Genomic DNA, 20,246 nt, shown 5'->3' with positions numbered 1-20,246 from the left:
TCTGCCGTTATCGCCATTGGACGGAGCTACACCCGGCTCCACGCGGTTCATCGGCGAAACCTTTGGCGATCTCCTCATGGAGGGGCGCAAACGAATCGGAAACTGTACATGCCTTCGATCATCGGCATCGATCTTGGAACCACGCATAGTCTCGCGGCAATCTGGCGCGACGACCGCGCCGTGCTCATCCCGAACGCGTTAGACGAAACGCTCACGCCCTCGTGCGTTTCCATCGACGGCGATGGCTCGATCCTCGTCGGCCGACCCGCTCACGACCGCTTGCATACGCATCCCGAGCGCACCGCCGCCAATTTCAAACGCTACATGGGCACGAGTCGCACCGTGTCGCTCGGCGAGCAAACGCTGCGTCCCGAAGAGTTGTCCTCGCTGGTGCTCAAGTCGTTGAAGGCCGATGCAGAAGCCTTTCTCGGCGCGACGGTGAGCGACGCCGTGATCGCCGTACCCGCCTATTTCAGCGACGCGCAACGCAAAGCCACACGCATCGCCGGCGAACTCGCCGGGCTGAATGTACTGCGCCTCGTCAACGAACCGACCGCGGCCTCGCTTGCGTATGGCGTGCATCAACGCGATAGCGAGCGCAAGTTTCTGATCTTCGATCTGGGCGGCGGCACTTTCGACATCTCCGTGCTCGACTTCTTCGAAGGCGTAATGGAAGTGCGCGCCAGCACCGGCGATAATTTTCTGGGCGGTGAAGACTTCACCGACGCATTGGTCGAGTTGTTCTGCCAGCGCAACGGTCTCAAGCTCCAATCGCTCACGCCGGTTGCCGCGCAACGGTTGCATCAGCAGGCTGAGCGCGCGAAACGTCAGCTCACGCAGAACGGCGTCGACAGCGTCACCCTCGAACTCACGATCGGCGACAACCAGCACGCGCTCGAACTCGACGCGGCAGCCGCGGAGCGCACCTGCGAGCATTTGCTGCAAAGGCTGCGCAAACCTGTGGAACGCGCATTGCGCGATTCGAAGATCGCCGTCGCCGCGCTCGACGAGATCATCCTGGTAGGCGGTGCGTCGCGCATGCCGATGGTCCGCAAGCTGGTCTCGAAGATGTTCGGCCGCCTGCCCGCCGGACATCTGAATCCGGACGAAGTGGTCGCACTCGGCGCGGCGGTACAGGCCGGCCTCGTCGGACGCGATGCCGGACTCGACGAAATGGTGTTGACCGATGTCGCGCCCTATAGCCTCGGCATCGACACGGCCATGCAGGTCGGCCCCGCTCAGTTCGTGCCCGGTCATTTTCTGCCGATCATCGAGCGCAACACGATCGTTCCGGTCAGCCGCATGCAGCGCATTTTCACGGTGCGCGACCGTCAGCAGATGTTGAGCATCAAGGTGTTTCAGGGCGAAGCGCGTTTGACCACGGATAACGTCGCGCTCGGAGAATTCACGCTCGACGTGCCGCTCAAGGCAGCGGGCGAAGCCGGCGCGGATGTGCGTTTCACCTACGACATCAACGGTGTGCTGGAAGTCGAAGCCACAGCGTTTCCGGGCGGCGTAAAGCGCGCGATGGTGATCGAAGAAAACCCCGGCGTGATGACGCCCGAAGAAATCCGCCAGCGTCTCGCGGCGTTGAGCGCGTTGAAGATTCACCCACGCGATCAACTCGAGAACCGGACGCTGTTGACGCGCGCCGACCGTGTCTATGAAGAAACGCTCGGCGACCATCGGCAATATCTGGCGGCGCATATCGCCCGCTTCCAGGCACTGATCGAGCGCCAGAATACCGATGAAATCGCGCAGGCGCGCGGCGAACTGAGCGCGCTGCTGGATCGTTTCGACGTGCATGTGACTTACTGACCTTCTGACCGGCCATGAATACCATCTCCAACAATCAATGGCCTTGGGATGTGCTCGGCATCGAGTCGACTGCCGACGAGCGTGCGGTGCGTCGCGCTTATGCACGGCTGTTGAAACAACAACGTCCGGATGAAGATGCCGAGGCATTTCAGCGTCTGCGGTACGCGTATGAATCCGCGTTGCAGATGGCGAGCGGCGCGGTCGCGAAGGTAGCAGCCGCGCAGCCGCCAGCGAACCACTCTGGCGCTGAACCCGCGATTTTGATTGCAACCACGTCGGAGCCTGCAACCAGCCCGGTTACGTCCCGCGTGCCGATCGACACTTCTGAAGTCGAGGCCGCTGCGCGCGAACCCGACGCCTTTGAAACCGCCGTCCAGCTCTGGCACGACTTCATCGCGCAAGCGGACGACCTCGAGTCGCGCCGTTCGCTGCAGGACTTGTTCGCCGCCGTCGTCAACATTGCGACGCGCGACGAACTCGAATGGCAGGCACTGTGTCATTGTCTGAACGAGGACACGCCCGCTACGCTGCGCATGAACCTGAGCGCGGTCCTCGGCTGGCGGGACAACTCCGCGCATCTGCGGCGTCGCAACGCGGCCATCGCCACGCTCGCCTTGAACCGCGTGTTCGCCGATGAAGACTACGACGCGCTGCGTCTGCGCTTCACCAACGCGATGGCATTGCTCGAAGGTCCGCTGCCGCAAATGACGGCCGGCGCGCGTGCATTGCTTCGTGCCGGCGTGCGTGCCGAGATGGAGCAGTTGTTGACTGCTCTTGGCCGCTACCATCCGAATGTCGTACGGCTGCGGCTCGATGCCGAGAAAGTCGATTTCTGGGGACGTTGCCTCAAATTCCGCGTCGGTGCGGGCCGTCTGTTTGGTCCGGCGCTCGCATTGAACGCGTGGTGCGGCTTGCTGTTCGCCGACGCGTCGCTGAACCCCAACAGCAACAGATGGTTCGATCAGTGGTCGCCCGCTCAGTTGGGCATTTTTCTGTCGACGCTGATGCTCGCCTTGATGACGGTCGCCGCCACGACCGTGCTGCTGTCCGAGCCGCAGCAACAGCGGCTGCGGGCGTTGCGCTCGATCGACTGGCTGCGTTATGGCTGGATTCCGGTGTGGCTTGGCGCGACCACCTTTGCACTGTGCGAGGACGGCAGCGGCCGTTCGACATCGATCGCGATGGCCACACTAGGCGTCTGTACGATCTGGGCCGCGTTGATTCACGGCTGGCCGCCCATCAAGGAGCTCGCGATACTGGCCGCATTCAGCGCGACGGCGTTGGGTTTTGCGGGCCACTGGATCGGCACGGATTCGCATGCGTGGCTCATGCCTTATGCGCACGGTGTGCTGTTCGCGTTCTTCTTTTCGTTTGCGCAGGCGGAATGGCGCGGATGGATCGCGAGTCGGCCGCAGTTGTTTTGGGCTTGCGTGCCTTTGTGGTTCGCCGGATTCGTGGCGTTGATCGTGTTGCTGTTGCAGCGCGAAGTGCGCGCGACGCAGTTCGCGTGGGCGTTGTTTGCGGTGATGTCGGCAGCGGGCGGCGTGCTGGCGACGACGCGCTGGAACGACTTGCGCAACGCGATACCGGCGTTTTTCCGCGGGTATGCGAACCTCGTGTGGATGGCGCTGGCGATTTATAAGCCGGATATCATCGCCTGTGTGAGTGCGGGGTTGATGAGTATCTGGGTTATTGACGGGATCAAGCGGCGGCGGGAAACGCGACAGGCGACGCGGTAAGTCACACCCCCAAAAACGAAGGGGCACACCACCCAGTGCGCCCCTCGTCTCCCAGCTAATTGCGGTACTACAACATCAACCGCCCACCAAAACCCGGCTGAAAAAAACCTCAGGCCTCCAGCTGCTCCAGCACCTTCCCCTTGGTCTCGATCCCAAGAAAGTGCACCGCCACCGCCGCAAGAAACGGCACAGCCGCGAGAATATAAAACGCAACCTGCAAATTCCCGCCGATCATCGTCTTCGATACGATAGCCGGCGCGAAAATCGCCGCGACCTTCAGCCACGCGCCGCCGACGCCGCAGCCCATTGCGCGGATACTCGTCGGATACAGTTCCGGCGTGTACACATAAGCCGTGATGAAACCGCACGCCAGAAAGCCCAGCGAGAACGCGCAGCACGTCGCCACGACATACACCGACGAATCGTGGAACACGCCCGCCAGCAGCAGCGAAATCGCACACGCCACGAACGAGAGGTTGATGATCGGCTTACGCCCCACCTTGTCGACCAGCAACGCGCAAGTCAGCGAACCCACCACGCCGAGCACCGAAGCGGCCACCGCAAGATTCAACGCGAGTTGCAGCGGTGCGTGATAAATCGTGCGGTAAATCGTCGGCAGCCAGGTCGAGAGACCGTATTGAATGAAGCCGCAGGTGATCCACAACATGGCCACGGCCAGCGTGCGCTTCAGGTACGCGGGACCAAACAGGTCGCCCATGCGGCGCTTCGGATGACGATTGGCCATCGCTTCAAATTCAGCCGAGTGCGTGACCGGCGGAAGCGGACCTTTGACCGCACGTTCGAACACATGCACCGCAGCATCCGCGTCAGCCATCTGTTCACGTTCAGCAAGCCAGCGCGGCGATTCCGGCACGAGTTTGCGCAGCACGAAGAACAGAATCAACGGCATACCGCCGATAAAGTACATGGCTTGCCAGCCGAAACGCGGCACGATCCACGCGCCCAACGCATTCGACGCAAGCAGGCCGACCGGGAAAACGATTTCATACAAGAGCACGAAACGGCCACGGCCATGCGCACGGCTGATCTCGTTGATGTAAGTCGCGGCCACCGGCAATTCGCCACCCAGTCCAAGCCCTTGAATCACACGCAATACGACAAAAGCCGCGAACGTAGGAGCAAAACCGCACGCAATGCTGGTGATGCCGATGATCCCCGAACTTAGCGCGATCGCCTTCACGCGCCCTTTGCGCTCCGCATACCACGGGAAAACGAACGCGCCGATCAACTGGCCGACCGAACCGGAGCCGATCAGAAAGCCGATTTCCCACGGCGTCAGATGCCACTTCGCGATCAGGATCGGCAACGTGGCCGCGATGGCGATCACGTCGAAGCCGTCGAAGAACGTCGCGAGACCGATCAGTATGCGCGCGCGCACCTGCATCGAATTTTTGGGCAATCGCTCCAGACGCGCGATGATCGAGCCCCGGGTCACAGGGCCTGAGACACCGGCGCTGCTGCGGTCCCCCATGGTGTTGTCGATGGTTCTCATGCCGTAGTGCCGTCCGTAGATGTGGTTAGGCAAGTGCTGTTGAGGCGTCGGTCAGGGTGGCAAGGTCGATGGTCCGGCCTTGGTTCATCCATTTGCGCGACAGTTTCAGTTCGCGCGGCGTATTGATGGCGATCACGCCGCGAATCGCGCCGTCTTCCAGATGGAACAGCGTGGCGCGTTTGCCGGGCAAATCGCCGCGCACGGCCAGTTGTGCATCGCCTGGAATGTCGCCGAGAATCTGCAGATTGACGTCGTACTGATCGGACCAGAACCACGGAATGTCCGCATACGGTTCGAAGGTGCCGAACAACGCTTTCGCGGCGGCAATCGCCTGGTTCTGTGCATTGGCCCACGATTCGAGCCGCACGCGGCGCTTGAGCCACGCGCTCGGATGATTGGCGACGTCGCCGCACGCGAAGATGCGCGGGTCGTCGGTGGCGCCGAAATGATCGACCACGATGCCGTCTTCCACCTTCACGCCCGCGGCTTCAGCCAACGCCGTGTGCGGCGTGAGACCGATGCCGGCCACCGCGAAATCGGCGTCGAGCGTCGAGCCGTCCGCGAACGTAGCGCGAATGCGATTGGCGTCGTTCGGATGATCCGCGAGTGACACGAGCGACGCGTTCAAGCGGACGTCCACGCCGTTCGCACGATGCAGGTCGAGCAGGAAGCCGGACACCATCGGCGGCAGCGAACGCGCGCACAAACGCGGGGCGCCTTCCACTACCGTTGCATCCACGCCGAGCTTGCGCGCGGTCGCCGCGACTTCGAGACCGATCCAGCCGCCGCCCACCACCAGCACGCGCTTGCTGGCGCGCAGCCGTTCACCCAGAGCGACGGCTTCGTCGAGCGTACGCAGGTAGGCAATGTGCGAGGTCTTCACGAGCGACTCCGGCAGCTTGCGCGCCGCGCCACCGGTGGCGATCACCAGTCGGTCATACTGCACTTCGCGGCCCGACTGCGTGCGCACGATGCGCTGTTCGCGATCGATCGACGTCGCGCAATCCGGCTGCCATGCTTCGACGTTCAGCGCATCGAAGTCGTCGGGCTTCACGAGTCGCACGGTGTCGATATCCGCTTCGCCTGCCAGCACCGCTTTCGAAAGCGGCGGACGTTCGTACGGCAGATGCACTTCGTCGGCGATCATCACGAGGCGGCCGTCGAAGCCTTCCTTGCGCAAGGTCTTCACAACCCAGCCGGCCGCCTGGCCGCCGCCGATCACGACGATCGTGCGCGGCGCTTCGAGTCCGGCGTGAGCGGCTTGCGCCTTTGCAGCAGCAGCGTCCGTCATTTTTTCTGCTCCGTCATGAACTTGCCTTCCGGCGCCTTCGCGTTTTTCTGGCGCCGTGTATTGCCGTCGATACCGCCGTCGATCGCCCATTCGGCGAACACGGTCGGACCCGGTTCGAAATCGCGCGGCTGCCATTCCGGCGTGAGCTGGTCTTCGTCGGCGTAGTACTCGATCAGGCCGCCCGCCGGATTCTGGAAGTACCAGAAGTAAGCCGACGACACCGGATGACGCCCCGGCCCGAGTTGTGTATCCCAGCCGCAGCGGCTGATATGCATGCCGCCGCCGAACACTTCGTGGATGTCGCGCACGGTGAACGCGACGTGATTCAGGCCGCGCTTACCGTTGGGCAAGGCCAGCAGGAAAATGTCGTGATGGCCGCCGTGCGGTGCGCAGCGCATGAAAGCGCCACGGCCCGGATAACGGTCCGACATTTCGAAGCCGAGCAGGTCCTGATAGAACTTTTCCTGCTCGGCGAGTTTGTTCGTGAAGAACACCACGTGGCCCACTTCGACCGGTTCCGCACGCTCGTAAATCGGCGAAGGCTGATCGACGCGCAGCGTCTGGCCCCACACGTTCGACGGCGAGCCGTGAATGTCGAGCGCGCACTTGCGAGTCACTTCGACGCGAATCGCCATGCCGTTCGGGTCGATGCAGCCGACGGCGTCCTCGGTTTCGAAATGACCCGGCTGACCGGCAAAGCGGCCGCGCAGTGCGTCGAGTTCGGCTTTCGTGGCCACGCCCCACGTCACTTCGCGCAGCGTCGGGCCTTCTTCGAACGCGGGCGGCAGCGAGGGATCATTCGCATTCACAGCGAGGATCGTGCAGCCGTTCAGCGTTTCGAAGCGCGCCTGGGTTTCGTCGTGCGCGACTTCCTTCAAGCCCCAGTCCGCGAAAAACTGCCGACAGGTGGCCAGATCCGTCACGCCGTAAATAATCTGTTCAATGCCGAGAATCGTCATAACGTGCCTCTTGCGTATCTTGCGTATTAGTTCGCCCGGGGCGCGTCAGCCCACGCCAGCGGCGCGTCGTTCAAGCCCCAGTAGAGGCTCTTCTGTTGCATGTATTCGCGGATGCCGAGCCGGCCCTTCTCGCGTCCCATGCCGCTCTCTTTCCAGCCGCTGAACGGCGTCGAGATAGAGAACAGCTTGTAGGTGTTGATCCAGATGGTGCCGGCTTCGAGTGCGCGGGCAATCCGGTACGCGCGCTTGTAGTCGCGCGTCCAGATGCCGGCGGCGAGGCCGAACACGCTGTCGTTCGCTTCTTTGAGCAGCGAGGCTTCGTCGTCGAACGGCATGGCCACCAGCACCGGGCCGAAGATTTCTTCCTGGCAGATGCGGGCGTTGTTCGTGAGGCCTTCGAGAATCGTCGGCTGGAAGTACGTGCCTGCTTCGCGGCCATCGCCGACCGGGCGCTCGCCGCCGCATAGCAGGCGGCCGCCTTCCTCCAGACCCAGCGCAACATAACGCTCGACGGTTTCGCGATGCGCCGCCGTAATCAGCGGACCCATTTGCGTTTCGGAACGCGTCGGATCGCCCACGCGCAACTTGCGCGCACCTTCGGCGAGACGCTTCATGAACGCGTCGTAAATCGAGCGCTGTACGAACAGACGCGAACCTGCGATGCACGCTTCGCCCGACGAACTGAAAATACCGTAGAGCACACCGTTGACCGCGTGATCGATATCAGCGTCGTCGAACACGATGGTCGGCGACTTGCCGCCGAGTTCCAGAGACACCGGCATCAGCTTGTCCGCCGCGATGCGCGCGATGCCGCGGCCCACTTCGGTGCCCCCCGTAAACGAAACCTTCTTCACCAGCGGATGACGCACCAGCACGTCGCCGATCACCGAGCCTTTGCCAGGCACGACGCTTAGAACGCCCTTCGGCACACCAGCCTCTTCGCAGATGCGCGCCAATGCCAACGAGACCAAAGGCGTCACCTCAGCCGGCTTCAACACGACCGCGTTGCCACCCGCGAGTGCCGGAGCAAGTTTTTGTGCGTCGGAAGCAATCGGCGAATTCCACGGCGTAATCGCGGCGATCACACCGATCGGTTCGTAAATGCTCATCGTCAGATAATCGCCGCGCGAGGGCGTGACTTCTTCGTCGAGTGTTTCGAGGCATGCAGCAAAATAACGGAACGTGTTCGCGGCGCTCGCCACCAGCACGCGCGTTTCACCAATCGGCTTGCCGTTGTCGCGGCGCTGCAATTGCGCGAGCGCTTCGTGACGCGCCATGATCAGATCGGCGATTCGGTACAGAATCAGCGCCCGTTGATGCGGCTTCAAACCCGACCAGTCCGCACAGCGCCATGCGATATCCGCGGCTTCCACGGCGTCGCGTGCGTCGTCGGCATTGGCCGTCGAGATTTCCATGTTGACCGACTGATCCGCCGGATACAGGCTTGTGTACGGGTTGCCACGCCCTTGCCGCCATTCGCCGCCGATGAAAATATCGCCGGTGGGCACGAGGCTGGTATCGAAGTGAGTCATGTCGGTCATTCCAGTTTGCTTCAGCTAATCAACTGATGGCTTAAATCACGCAGCGCGCCGCGCGATTGCGTAGCGCACGCATCGCGCTATACGCGGTCAGCGCGGACGTCTTGGGGTTATCCGGCAACGGCTTGCCGCACATTTCCAGCGACATCTCGCCGAAAGCGCCGCGCGCCACGATGCGATGCACGTTGCGCGTCACGTTCGGATCGGCGATCAGTCGAACCGTGGTGTGGTCCAGACCGAGGCCGGCCAGCGCGATCGTCGCGGCCACGTTGGCGTTCTTCGGATAGAGCCGCGCCGCTTCGCGCGCGCTGCCTTCGAAGATCACCTTCTCATCGTTCAACGCGTGCAGATCGCAGAGCTGTTCCGCCGGCGTGCCGAGCCAGCCCGTGGGCGGCTTGCGGCCGGTGTACAGCACTTCGTCGAGACCGCCGAGCTTGGCCGCGGCCAGCGCATCCACGCCGCCAATCGCGCCGGAGAGCAGCGTCAACGTGGCGTCGCCTTCATCGGCCGCTGCGGACAGTGCGTCGAGCAGCAACATGTCGGACAGCGCACCGATCGATGCGACCGCGCAGTCCGTGCCGGCCTTCAGCAACGGCACCACGTGATCGACCAGCGCGCTATGTCCCGCGCATTCCAGCGCGAAATGCGGCTGGCTGCTCAACGCGGACACGGAGGCCACGACATCCACCGAGTCGCCCACTACTTCACGCACCGAAGCCATGTGACGCTCCGGCACGATCACGTGCGACACGCGCACCGTCGGATCGGCGGCGACCGAGCGATACACTGCCTGGCCGATCGCGCCGAAGCCGATCATCGCGACGTCGACGGGTGCGTGATGCCCCGCGTAGCCCGCATCACGCATGTTCGGGCTCCTGTTCCTTGACCGGCGGGCCGGCAAACGCGGTGGCGAACGAGCCGACCGACAGCATGTCCACTTCGACCAGCACCGGGCCGGTTTTCGCCATGCCTTCGCGAATGATCGCATCGGCCTGATCGAGCGATTTGATGCGGTAGTGCGTGAGCTTGAGGCTCTCGCAGAACTGCGCGAAATCCGGCTGATGCAGATCGACGTAGCAGCGGCGGCCGCCGTATTGCGCGTCCTGAATATTGCGGATCACGCCGTAGCATTGGTCGTTCATCAGCACGATCATCACGTTGGCATTTTCCTGCACAGCCGTTGCGAGTTCGCCGACGTTGACCATCAAACCGCCGTCGCCGACGAGGCAAACGGTCTTCGCAGCGCTACCCGCAAGCGCCGCGCCGATGCCCATCTGCATGCCCTGGCCTATGCCGCCGCCGAGCGCATGAACACCTGCACGCGGCGAGAAAATCTTCAGCATGCGGTTGCCCCACGTGCTGTTCGAAATCGTCACGTCGCGCACCCAGTTGTAGTCGCGGCCCACTGCGGCTTGCAATGCGTCGACGAGACGCTTGTACGGGCCGAGGCCCTTGCCCACATCGGCGACGGCGCTTTCGCGTGCGGCAGCGAGATCCTGTGCGAACGTCGGATCGACCTTGATGCGGCCTTCGAGCAGCGTCGCGAGTTCTTCAAGTACCGAAGATGCATCGCCGTGAATGAACATCTCGTTGCGATAGCCGCGGTTGTCGGCGAGCGCGTCGGCGTCGATGCGATACAGCGGTTGCGGCAACGCGAGCTTGTACTTCAGCGTTTCATTGCCACGCAGACGCGAACCGACCACCACCAGCGCGTCGCACGTCTTGTAGAAGCTCTCGACCGCCGTGTGCACGTTGAACGCGCCGAGCGTCGCCGGATGATCTTCCGGCAGCACGCCGCGGCCTTGCACGCTAGTCACGACGCCGAAGCCCAGCTTCACCAGACGCTCAACCGCCTTCGTCGCGTGACGCGTGCCGCCGCCCAGCCACAGCAGCGGGCGCTTGGCCGTTGCCAACGAATCGGCGAGTTGCGCGACACGCTGCTTGCAATGTGTGAGCGTCGTGATGTGCGGCGCGGCGAGATCGGCGGGCCATTCCACTTCAGCAGCCTGAATGTCGATCGGAATCTCCACGCTTACCGGGCCGCTCGGCGCGGTGAGCGCGACGCGCACGGCCTCGCGGATCGTCGGCAGTGCGGTTTCAACGGAACGCACGCGGAACGCGGCTTTCGAAATCGACGACAGCATCGACAGTTGATCCGGCGCTTCGTGGATATACGCGAGGTCCTGATCGAGGTATTCGGTTTCGATCTGACCGGTGACATGCAGCAGCGCAGTGCCAGCGGTCAGCGCTTCGACCATTGCGCCTGCTGCGTTGCCCGCCGCGGTGCCCGTGCTGGTGAACGCAACGCCGAGGCCGCCGGAGACACGCGCGAGGCCATCGGCCATGTTCACCGCGCCGGCTTCGCCGCGCGCGCCGACGTAGCGGATCTTGCCGCGATTGTGGATCGCGTCGAGGATCGGCATGTTGTGGATCGAGATCACGCCGAATGCGGTTTGAACGCCGCATTGCTCGAGAAAGGCGGCGATCAGTTCGCCAACGGTGGTTTTGTTAGACATGTCGTGCAACGCCTCCAGAAACATCGATATGACTGCCCGTCGTATAGGACGACAGCGTCGTAGCCAGATAAAAGAGCGCTTGAGCGGCTTCTTCGGGGCGACCGAAGCGGCCTAGCGGAATGTTTTTCTTGCGCGCCAGCTCGGCGGTCCAGTCTTCCCAGCTCTGGCCCGGCTGCGCTTCTTTCGCGTAACGGCGGCGCCATTGACCCGATTCGACGATGCCGATCAGAATCGAATTGACGCGGATGCGCTGCGGCGCGAGTTCCACCGCGAGCGACTTGAGCAGGTTCTGCACACCGGCGCGCGCTGATGAAGTCGCGACCATGTGCGGCTCGGGTTGCAGCGCCAGCAGCGAGTTGACGCAAACCACAGCGGGGTTCGCAGCGTCGCGAAGCATCGGCAGAAATGCGCGGGTCGGGCGAATCACGCTGAAATACTTCAGGTCGAGTTCTTCGCGCCAGGCCTCATCGGTCGTGTCTGCGAAAGTGGAGACGCGGCCTTGGCCTGCGTTGTTCACGAGCATGTCCGTGCGGCCGAAACGTGTCTGCACCGCTTCCGCGAACGCTTTCACGTCGTCGGCATCGAGCACGTCGCAACGGCGCGCCAGCAGTTGCGCTTGCGGGAACTGCGCGTTCAGCTTCGTTTCCGCTTGCGCGAGACGTTCGGTGTCGCGGCCGCAGATCGCGACCGAAGCGCCCGCTCGCAGAAACAGTTCGGCGGTCGCGAGGCCGATGCCGGACGATCCGCCCGTTACCACCGCTACCTGCCCGTTCAAATCGATCTGGATCATCAGAGCCCCAATGCCTTCATGTAATTGCTGCCCGACTTCGCGCCACCCTTCGGCCGATAGTTAAGCCGCTGCGAAAGTTCGTCGGCGGCGCGGCGAACCTTGTCGATCAGGCCGCTGTCGAGCAGCGACGCGTCGATCTCGTGGCGCGGAATCGTCGTCGTGATCACGGCGACGATGCGGCCTGTGTCGTTGCGCACCGGTGCGCTCACCACCGAAATACCGCGTTCGAACGACGACTCGCTGATCGCGAAACCGCGCCGCGCGTCGTCGCGAATCCGTTCGTACAGGTCGTCGATGGTGATCGGCGTCTGCTTCGTGAAGCGCTCGAGTTCCGGCTCGGGATAGAGCTTCTTCAACTCGTCGAGCGTCAGGTCGCCCATCAGCACCTGGCCGTGCGTCGTGGCGTAAGCCGGCAGACGCGTGCCCACGTTCACCTTCACCGAACTGAAAATCGGCGCGTGGCTTTGCGCTTTGGCGACGAACACGACATCGCGTCCATCGCGAATCACGATGTGGCTGGTAAGGCCCGTTTCGTTACGCAGCGCCTCGATGATCGGCAAACCGAGGTCGGTCAATTCGAGCGAGCTCAGATATTCGAAACCGAGCCGCAGCACCGCGACGCCGAGGCGATAGTTGCGGTCCTTGTCGGCACGCTCCAGAAAGCCGAGCGATTCGAGCGTTTGCAACAGACGGAACACCGTCGTGCGGGGAATCTTCAGGCGCTTGGATAATTCCGGTGCGCCGAGAACCGGCTCGCGCGGCGAGAACTCCGTGAGAATCTTCAGACCGCGTTCGAGACCGGGCACCCGGTAAGCGGTGTCGCCGGTGGTGTCGTTGCGGTCTTCGTCCGCGTCGCGCTCGGCGTTAACGGTGTCGGGCGTCATTCATTGGCTCCGTTGTCCGTCGCTCGTGCGACAGAACGTGTCGATGATCGCGGTGTACGCGGCGGGTGCTTCGATATAGCCGGCGTGACCCGCGCGAGGCACGACCTGCAGTTTGGTGCCCGCGGCCAGTGCGAGTCGCTCGCAGGCTTCGGGCGTCGTAATGGTGTCGTCGGCGCCGACGGCCACGTTGATGCGGCCGTTAAAGCGCGCGAGGTCGCTGGCTAGGTCGGCGTTGGCGAGCAGATGCGTGGCCTGCGCATAGCCGTGCGGGATCACGCGCGACATGTTCCAGCGCACCCATGCGCGCGCTTCGTCGCTCGCGTGAGCGGACAGCATGTTCGTGCTGCGTTTTTCAGCGAGGCCTTGCGGGCCGAGTTCGTTCAGCATGGCGAGGCGCTGATCGCGCTTCGTGTTACGCACTTCCGCAGAAGCTGCGCCGTACCCACCAGCCGGCGACAACAGCAGCAAACCGGCCACACGCTGCGAGTGCGCCAAGGCAAACGCGCCGGCGATGATCGCGCCGAGCGAATGACCGAGCAGCACGCAGCGCTCGATGCCGAGCGCGTCCAGCCACTCTTTCAACACACCCGCGTAATCGGCTGCGGCGGGCGATTCCGCCGCGACCGGCGTGGATGCGCCATAACCCGGCGCATCCCACGCCAGCACGCGGCGCGTCGCGCCGAGTCCTTCGAACTGCTGCACCCACGACGCCGCGCCCGACCCGATACCGTGCAACAGCACGAGCGGCAACGCGCTGCTGTCGGCGCTATCCACTTCGCGATAGCTCACTGCGCGTTGCGAGGCCAGCCAGATCTGCTGCGCCGGAAAGCGCGCAAGGCGGGCTTCGAGCGTAGCGTGTTGGTCAGCTGTAACGGACGGGACTGCGGACATGATTTCCTTCGCGGGTGTTTTAAAACTGCGGAAGCGTTTGAAGGCTTAGCGCTTGAGCTTGGCCAGCGGCGAATCCGGCGGATACGTCGGCGTAATGGGCTTCGGCGAACCGAGCATCACGCACATCAACGCGTCTTCTTCACCGACGTTGATTTCCGTGCGATAAACGCCCGGCGGCACCGAGATCAGATCGCGTTCGCCGAGCACCGCTTCCCATGTTTCGCCGTCTTTCTCGCAGATCACCTTCATCTTGCCGCGCAGCACGAAGAAAATTTCTTCGACATCCATATGAATATGGCTCGGGCCGATGTTGCCCGCCGGAATCACCATCGTCGAAAACGTAAAGCCGCCGGCGGGCACCGTGTTCATGTCTTTCGCGACGCCCGTGCCGCCCGTGCCGACATAGCGCATTTGCGCGCGGCGATACTTCGGGTCGTAGTCGGCCTGAAACTTCAGCGCGTCCCAGTCGTAGCGACGCGTTTCCAGGCGCGCGACGCGCGTGTCCAGCCATTGGGCAAAACTCGCGTCCGCGGGTTGGTCCCACGATTTGCGTTCGATATCGGCGTCCGCCATCTCTTTCTCCTTTCGATTCGACAAGATCAATTCATCACGAAGCCGCCGTTGACCGGCAGCAGTTGGCCGGTCACGAAGCGAGCGGCATCGGATAACAGGAACAGTACGGGCCCGGTGACGTCGTCGGGCACTTGTGCGCGCGTAAGCGCGCGGCCTTGCAGGTAATACTCGTGACGCTCGGCGGGCACGTAGGCGGTCGCCTCGACTTCGGTCAGTCCCGGCGCGATCGCGTTGACCGTCACCTGATGCGCGCCGAATTCACGCGCCAGCGAGCGGGTCATCGAAATCACCGCGCCTTTGCTGGCGACATAAGCGAGCAGCTTCGGCGCACCCCACATCGCCGTGTCCGAGGCAATGTTGACGATGCTGCCGCGGCCCGAGTCGCGCAGATACGGCAGCGCGGCGGTGCTCATCAACCAGGTGCCGCGCACGTTGACGTTCATCACGGCGTCCCACGTATCGACAGACAACTCGTCGGCGAACTTGCCGCCGGAGTTGGTGATCGCCGCGTTGTTGATCAGTGCGTCGAGCCCGCCGAGTTGCGCCGCGCCTTGTTCGGCGAATTGCTTGATGCTGGCGGGGTCGGCGAGATCGAGCGGCACGTAACTGACTGCATGTCCTTGCTCGGCGAGCGATGCTGCGAGCGCGCGGCCTTCGTCGTGCAGCACGTCGCCGAACACGACTTGCGCACCGGCCTGCACCAGCGAGCGGACGAATGCCGCGCCGAGACCACGCGCGCCGCCCGTTACGAGGACGCGCCGGCCGTTGAGCGCTGCGGACGCGTCGTTATGCATGGCTGTGGCCTGCTTCCGCCGGTTGCGCGGCGCCTGCTTTTGCCGCTTCAGCGCGATGCGCTTCCAGCGCGGCAAAGTCCTGCTGTGCGCGCTGACGCAACATGCGGCGCACTCGCGTCATGCCGACGTCGTGCTGATACAGGAATTCATGAGCGCGCGCGTTCGGCGCCATGCTTTCCAGCACATAGCGGTCTTGCTCCAGCACGGCCCAATGCAGACCTTCCAGACGATTGCGATACAGGAAGCGCCATGCGTCGCGTTGCCAGCCCGACACTTTGCGAGTGCGCCAGAAGTAAACCTGGCAGTTGTCGCCATCGACCGGCGTTGCAAAGCCGATGATCCCGAAGCTGCCGCCCGGGCCGAACTTCTTCTTGTACGGAATCGCGAGACGCATCCACAGCGTGCCGGTTTCGCCGAGTTCCACCCAGTCGAAATTCACATCGCGCTGGCCGACCTTTTCGAACATCAGTCCGGTTTCGGTCTTGCGCACGCGCATGTCGGCCTGCTTGTCGCCTTCGGCCATCGAGTGCGACGTCGCATGCAGATAGGCGCCGTGCATCGGGTCCATCACATTGTCGATCGCGTACTGGTAATTGCACTTCCAGTGCGACATGCACAGGAAGCTCGCGTATTCCTCACCAACCAGTTCTTCCGGCAGCACGAGCGGCGTGGGTTCCTTGTGCGCTTCGTCGCCGAACCACAGGAAGATCGCGCCTGCATGCTCTTCGACCGGATACGACTTCACGCACTTCTGGCCTTCCAGCGGACAGTTCGAGACGGCCGGCACTTTGACGACTTCACCGCTGCCATCGACTTCAATGCCGTGATACCAGCACGCGACGCTGCCGCCGAGATTCCAGCCGAGCGACAGACGCGCGCCGCGGTGCGGGCAGCGATCTTCGAGCGCGCGGACCTGGCCTTCCTTGTCGCGCCACAGCACGATCTGATCGCCGAGACGCGTGATGCCGACCGGCGCGTCGCCGACTTGCCAGCTCGGTGCAACGGGATACCAGTAGTTACGCAAGCCCTTGTCCAGATAGGACTGGATCGGATCTGCCGCGGCTTGAGTTGTATTGGGGGACGTCATGAAGAGACTCCGGATACGAATGCGATGAACGTGTTCGGGATAGCGCGCTTATTCGGCGAGCAGGCGGAATTCGGCGGCGAGGCGCTCGGCGTTCCACGTGCTGCCTTCCGGGGTGCGGAAGCCGACGCGGTTCAAACCGTCGACCACTTCCTGCAACTCCACCGCACCCGCTTCGAAGACTTTTTCGAGCGCGTCGCCGAAATCGTTCTCGTATTGCGTCGGCTCGGCCTTGCGCGTTTGCCAGATGAAGTTCTCGGTCTCGCCCGGCTTTTCGATCACGCCCTTGCCCGCGACATTGTTCGGCTGCGGCGCGAGCCACGGCTTCAGGAAAGGATTGAAGTTCACGATTTGCTCTCGCATGTCATTCCACCTTGATCTGGATTTCTTCACCGGCGAGGCGCACCGAGTACACCTTCAGGTCGCGGCCACCGGGCTCTTTCAAGCATTTGCCGGTCGGGATATGGAACACGGCTTCGTGCAACGGGCATTCGACGGTGTCGCCGTCGACAAAGCCCTGCGTCAGCAACGCGTACGCATGGGGGCAGACGTTTTCCAGCGCGTACAGCGCATCGCCCACCTTGTAGATGCCGATCTCGGTGCCGTCGAGCTTGAACTCGAGCGGCGCGTCATCGGACAGGTCGCCGGCATGGCCGGCGCAGCGCCATTGTTCAGTCATTTCTCGCCTTCTCCTGAAGCCCTATGTTCCATACAAGGAACATCAGTTCGTGTATGGATAATTATAGGAGCGGCTTTGGCCAGAGAAAATAAAAATCTCGACTGGTAGGGGAAAACACCGAGTGTGGCGCTTGCAAGACAACGTCATGGGAACGCGCGCCAAAGGCTCCGGTCTTCGCAAAGCCTTATCAGGCAACGGTTTCGGCCATATTTTCAGACGAATCCGCCAGCCCTTATGCGGGTTTGTACGGGGTCCGAAAATTTATTTTGACCACTCACAGAGTCACTATACTTTTCCATAGGCGATACAGACGCCCATAGGTGGAACATAAAGCGTAGCAGTTTTGGCGCATAAACCCCAGAGCTGCATTCAACCCAAAGCAAGGATCAGGGTCGACGAATCTGGCGAGAGCTACCCGTCGCGTGATCAGGAGAACCAACGGTGAAGCACATCATTGCGGCCGGCTTGACGGCAATCTGCGCAACGACAGGCGCATGGGCGCAAAGCAGTGTGACGCTATACGGCAGCCTGGATGCCGGTGTCGCGTATATCAGCAATGTAGGCGGCCATTCGAAGTGGATGGAAGAACAAGGCAACATGCAGCCTGACCGCTGGGGCCTGAAGGGCGTGGAAGATCTGGGCGGCGGCCTGAAGACGATCTTCCAGTTGGAAAACGGCTTCTATACGAACACCGGTGCATTTGCTAAAGCCGGCGTGCTGTTCAATCGCCAGGCGTTTGTCGGTCTGAGTTCAGACTCGATAGGAACGGTGACCCTCGGTCATCAGACGCCGTTCAGCTTCGACGTGTTGGGTCCGCTGAGCACGGCTTATCTGGCGGCGAGCTGGTACGCGTTTCACCCGGGCAACATCGACGAACTCGCCGACACGGGCGTGGTGCCGTTCGACAATTCGGTGAAGTTCCGCTCGGCGAGTTTCAGCGGCTTCCAGGTCGGCGCGATGATGGGTCTCGGCAACACAACCAACTTCTCGACCGGCAAGACACTGAGCTTTGCGCTTAGCTATGCGAACGGTCCGTTCAAGGCCGGTGCGACGTACGCAAACGAGCACGACCGCACGCCGTCGATCGTCACGACGGGCATCACCAACTTCCAGGGCGTGGCCGCTGCGACCTATACCGCCGACAAGGTCGAGAACATGGGTGCGGGCGCCTCATATCAGTTCGGCAAGCTGCTGGTGCACGGTTTGTACACGCGCGTGAAACTCGAGTCGGGTTCCCACTCGAATACCTATCAGAGTTACGACGTCGGCGCGAATTACCAGTTCACGCCGTTTAACACCCTGGCCGGTGGCGCCGCGACGACGACATTGGCGGGGCATCGCTGGACGCAGTTCGAAATCGGCGACATCTACGCGCTGTCGAAGTCGACGCAGTTGTACGTGAACGCGCTGTATGAGCGCGCAGGTTCAAACACGGATGCGGCGTTCTTTACGGCGGGTGTGTCGAGTGGACGTAACCAGACGATCATTCTGACCGGCATCCATCACTCGTTCTGATGCGCTGATGAGACTGTGATCCGAAGCGGCTAGTCCGGCAACGAACGCAGCCGGACTAGCGCTGAAGTGAATGCTGAAATAGAAGCGGAATCAGCCCGCCGCCACCGACTTGCGGCGCGCCTGAACCGCCGTTGGATCGTCCGGACGCGGCCGGTAGCTGAGCCGCTCGGACAGTTCGAGCGCCGCCTGGCAAACTGCGATGATGAGCGGCTCGCGCTCTTCGGCTTCGCCTATATCCGAACGCGGAATCGTGACGGTCAACGCCGCCGCGATTTTGCCGCTCTGATCGCGCACCGGCGCGCTCACTACCGAAATGCCGCGCTCGAACGACGCCTCGCTCAGCGCATAACCGAGCGCCGCGCTTTCACGCACTCTTTCATACAGTTCTTCGACGGTGGCCGGCGTGCGCTCGGTGAAACGTTCGAGTTGCGGCTCGGGATACAGCTGCCGCAATTCCTCGAAAGTCAGATCGCCCATCAACACCTGGCCGTGCACCGTCGCATGCGCGGGCAAACGCGTGCCGACATGCACCTTCACCGAGCTGAACATCGGCGCATGGGTTTGCGCCTTGGCGACGAACACCACGTCGCGCTGATCGCGGATCAGCAGATGCGTGCTCAGTCCCGTGGCGTCGCGCAGGCGTTCGAGAATCGGCGTGCCCACATCGGTCAATTCGAGCGAACTCAGATATTCGAAGCCGAGCCTCAACACCGCGACGCTCAAGCGGAAATAACGGTCGCCGTTGACGCGCTCGAGAAAGCCGAGCGCTTCAAGCGTCTGCAATAACCGGAACGTGGTGGTGCGCGGAATGCCGATGCGCTTCGACAATTCGGGCGCGCCGAGTACCGGCTCACGCGCACTGAATTCCGCCAGAATGCGCAGGCCGCGTTCGAGGCCCGGCACGAGATAAGTCGATCCGCCGGCGCTCTCTTCGTCGGTGGAATCCTGGGACTCGGCGTCATTTGCCTGGGCCGGCGGCAACGCGTCTTCCTGCGAAATCGACGCTGCCGCACCGCGTGGCTTCGCGTGCTTGCGTCCCGCTCCTGTCTGCTCTTCTTTTGCCATCTTGGCTGCCGTTTCTGCTGTTCATCAAGGTCAGATCAGCATGATAGCGCGTGGCGCGCCGCCCTCACCGCCTTCGCCATTTCTTCCGCGTGATGCAGTGGCCACGAGCCGCGCGCTCGTCGATCGCCACCAAGCGCGCGTCGAACGCCGCATCGTGGTTAACCATGTCAATTGCTGCACCGCCACCATTTAACGCGGTGCTATGCTTTGAAGCGGTCCATTGCGCGAGGCCTCGCTGCCGCGCTTTCGCTCCGCTCAGGCGTCCGGAGGCCATGCTCATGTCCGATTCCATTCAGATTCAGGTTGCCGACTCGCACCTTTATCCGGGCTGTGCGGTGCGCATCGCGCACTTGCCCGAGCCGGCCCGAGGGGCATCCGCCGTTGTCGAATTCGCGGATGGTTCCGGCGCCAATGCCACCTGCCATCGCCGGGCGCTCGACGAACTCGAATTGATGGTCGACCGCTATGCCACGCAAAAGCGTCACCCAGTCGACACGCGGCATTGGCTTCTGCTTGCCGTCGACGCCACGCATAACAGCTGGCGCGTGAAGCGCCGGCTGCCTTAACCTGCATCTATAGCTGCTTCGAATCCGCAAC

The 20,246-nt window shown here is 62.7% G+C and carries 20 protein-coding genes; 4 read left to right on the top strand and 16 right to left on the bottom strand.

The window, feature by feature from the left end; all coding sequences use genetic code 11:
* Window positions 1-108 precede the first annotated feature (108 nt).
* Together PQR54_RS13970 and PQR54_RS13965 are read left to right on the top strand one after the other, a co-directional pair.
* Window positions 109-1,818, top strand: a complete 1,710-nt coding sequence (locus tag PQR54_RS13970) for an Hsp70 family protein (RefSeq protein WP_408246529.1) — start codon at window positions 109-111, stop codon at window positions 1,816-1,818.
* 14 nt (window positions 1,819-1,832) lie between these two features.
* The gene (locus PQR54_RS13965) at window positions 1,833-3,557 is read left to right on the top strand and encodes a J domain-containing protein (protein WP_408246527.1); all 1,725 of its coding nucleotides are present in this window, start codon (window positions 1,833-1,835) and stop codon (window positions 3,555-3,557) included.
* A gap of 109 nt (window positions 3,558-3,666) precedes the next feature.
* On the opposite strand, the gene PQR54_RS13960 is transcribed toward PQR54_RS13965, so the two are convergent.
* The 14 genes from PQR54_RS13960 to PQR54_RS13895 are packed head-to-tail and all read right to left on the bottom strand — an operon-like array spanning window position 3,667 to window position 17,069.
* The gene (locus PQR54_RS13960) at window positions 3,667-5,070 is read right to left on the bottom strand and encodes an MFS transporter (protein ID WP_408246525.1); all 1,404 of its coding nucleotides are present in this window, start codon (window positions 5,068-5,070) and stop codon (window positions 3,667-3,669) included.
* A 25-nt stretch (window positions 5,071-5,095) separates the two neighbouring features.
* Entirely contained in the window at window positions 5,096-6,361 is a 1,266-nt protein-coding gene (locus PQR54_RS13955; protein ID WP_408246523.1) for an NAD(P)/FAD-dependent oxidoreductase, read from the bottom strand.
* A complete protein-coding gene (locus PQR54_RS13950) occupies window positions 6,358-7,320 on the bottom strand; it encodes a VOC family protein (protein ID WP_408246521.1) in 963 nt (320 codons plus the stop codon). Before PQR54_RS13950 ends, PQR54_RS13955 begins: the two co-directional genes overlap by 4 nt.
* A 26-nt stretch (window positions 7,321-7,346) precedes the next feature.
* Entirely contained in the window at window positions 7,347-8,852 is a 1,506-nt protein-coding gene (locus PQR54_RS13945) for an aldehyde dehydrogenase (RefSeq protein ID WP_408247158.1), read from the bottom strand.
* A gap of 40 nt (window positions 8,853-8,892) precedes the next feature.
* Window positions 8,893-9,723, bottom strand: coding sequence for an aspartate dehydrogenase (locus PQR54_RS13940; RefSeq protein ID WP_408246519.1), 831 nt, complete (start codon window positions 9,721-9,723; stop codon window positions 8,893-8,895).
* Window positions 9,716-11,374 (bottom strand): thiamine pyrophosphate-binding protein, encoded by a 1,659-nt coding sequence (locus tag PQR54_RS13935; protein WP_408246517.1) that lies wholly within the window; start codon window positions 11,372-11,374, stop codon window positions 9,716-9,718. The genes PQR54_RS13940 and PQR54_RS13935 overlap by 8 nt, the downstream gene beginning before the upstream one ends.
* The gene (locus PQR54_RS13930) at window positions 11,367-12,164 is read right to left on the bottom strand and encodes an SDR family oxidoreductase (protein WP_408246515.1); all 798 of its coding nucleotides are present in this window, start codon (window positions 12,162-12,164) and stop codon (window positions 11,367-11,369) included. Before PQR54_RS13930 ends, PQR54_RS13935 begins: the two co-directional genes overlap by 8 nt.
* Window positions 12,164-13,048 carry an IclR family transcriptional regulator gene (locus tag PQR54_RS13925; protein WP_408246513.1) on the bottom strand — a complete coding sequence of 295 codons (885 nt, stop codon included), beginning with the start codon at window positions 13,046-13,048 and terminating at the stop codon, window positions 12,164-12,166. The genes PQR54_RS13930 and PQR54_RS13925 overlap by 1 nt, the downstream gene beginning before the upstream one ends.
* A complete protein-coding gene (locus tag PQR54_RS13920; RefSeq protein WP_408246511.1) occupies window positions 13,049-13,939 on the bottom strand; it encodes an alpha/beta fold hydrolase in 891 nt (296 codons plus the stop codon).
* Window positions 13,940-13,984: 45 nt separating this feature from the next.
* A complete protein-coding gene (locus PQR54_RS13915) occupies window positions 13,985-14,512 on the bottom strand; it encodes a cupin domain-containing protein (RefSeq protein WP_408177558.1) in 528 nt (175 codons plus the stop codon).
* A 26-nt stretch (window positions 14,513-14,538) separates the two neighbouring features.
* Window positions 14,539-15,306 carry an SDR family oxidoreductase gene (locus tag PQR54_RS13910; RefSeq protein ID WP_408246507.1) on the bottom strand — a complete coding sequence of 256 codons (768 nt, stop codon included), beginning with the start codon at window positions 15,304-15,306 and terminating at the stop codon, window positions 14,539-14,541.
* Window positions 15,299-16,393, bottom strand: a complete 1,095-nt coding sequence (locus PQR54_RS13905; RefSeq protein ID WP_408246505.1) for an aromatic ring-hydroxylating dioxygenase subunit alpha — start codon at window positions 16,391-16,393, stop codon at window positions 15,299-15,301. Before PQR54_RS13905 ends, PQR54_RS13910 begins: the two co-directional genes overlap by 8 nt.
* Window positions 16,394-16,441: 48 nt before the next feature.
* Window positions 16,442-16,753 (bottom strand): recombinase-like helix-turn-helix domain-containing protein, encoded by a 312-nt coding sequence (locus PQR54_RS13900; protein WP_408246503.1) that lies wholly within the window; start codon window positions 16,751-16,753, stop codon window positions 16,442-16,444.
* A gap of 1 nt (window position 16,754) precedes the next feature.
* On the bottom strand, window positions 16,755-17,069 hold the full coding sequence (locus PQR54_RS13895) for a non-heme iron oxygenase ferredoxin subunit (RefSeq protein WP_012428841.1): 315 nt from the start codon (window positions 17,067-17,069) through the stop codon (window positions 16,755-16,757).
* Between the two features lie 441 nt (window positions 17,070-17,510).
* Here PQR54_RS13895 and PQR54_RS13890 point away from each other — a divergent pair, with 441 nt between their 5' ends.
* Window positions 17,511-18,584: a porin gene (locus PQR54_RS13890; protein ID WP_408246501.1), complete on the top strand. Its 1,074-nt coding sequence runs from the start codon at window positions 17,511-17,513 to the stop codon at window positions 18,582-18,584.
* Window positions 18,585-18,674: 90 nt separating this feature from the next.
* Here PQR54_RS13890 and PQR54_RS13885 read toward each other — a convergent pair whose 3' ends face one another.
* Together PQR54_RS13885 and PQR54_RS13880 are read right to left on the bottom strand one after the other, a co-directional pair.
* A complete protein-coding gene (locus PQR54_RS13885) occupies window positions 18,675-19,649 on the bottom strand; it encodes an IclR family transcriptional regulator (protein ID WP_408246499.1) in 975 nt (324 codons plus the stop codon).
* Window positions 19,650-19,713: 64 nt separating this feature from the next.
* Window positions 19,714-19,929 carry a hypothetical protein gene (locus tag PQR54_RS13880; RefSeq protein ID WP_408246497.1) on the bottom strand — a complete coding sequence of 72 codons (216 nt, stop codon included), beginning with the start codon at window positions 19,927-19,929 and terminating at the stop codon, window positions 19,714-19,716.
* On the opposite strand from PQR54_RS13880, the gene PQR54_RS13875 reads away from it, so the two are divergent.
* Window positions 19,928-20,215: a hypothetical protein gene (locus tag PQR54_RS13875; RefSeq protein WP_408246495.1), complete on the top strand. Its 288-nt coding sequence runs from the start codon at window positions 19,928-19,930 to the stop codon at window positions 20,213-20,215. The genes PQR54_RS13880 and PQR54_RS13875 overlap by 2 nt on opposite strands.
* Window positions 20,216-20,246: the final 31 nt, after the last annotated feature.

Origin of the sequence: Paraburkholderia phytofirmans, from assembly GCF_046028095.1 — a bacterium.
Lineage (GTDB): Bacteria > Pseudomonadota > Gammaproteobacteria > Burkholderiales > Burkholderiaceae > Paraburkholderia > Paraburkholderia phytofirmans_A.
This window is presented reverse-complemented; position numbering and strand designations above follow the sequence as displayed.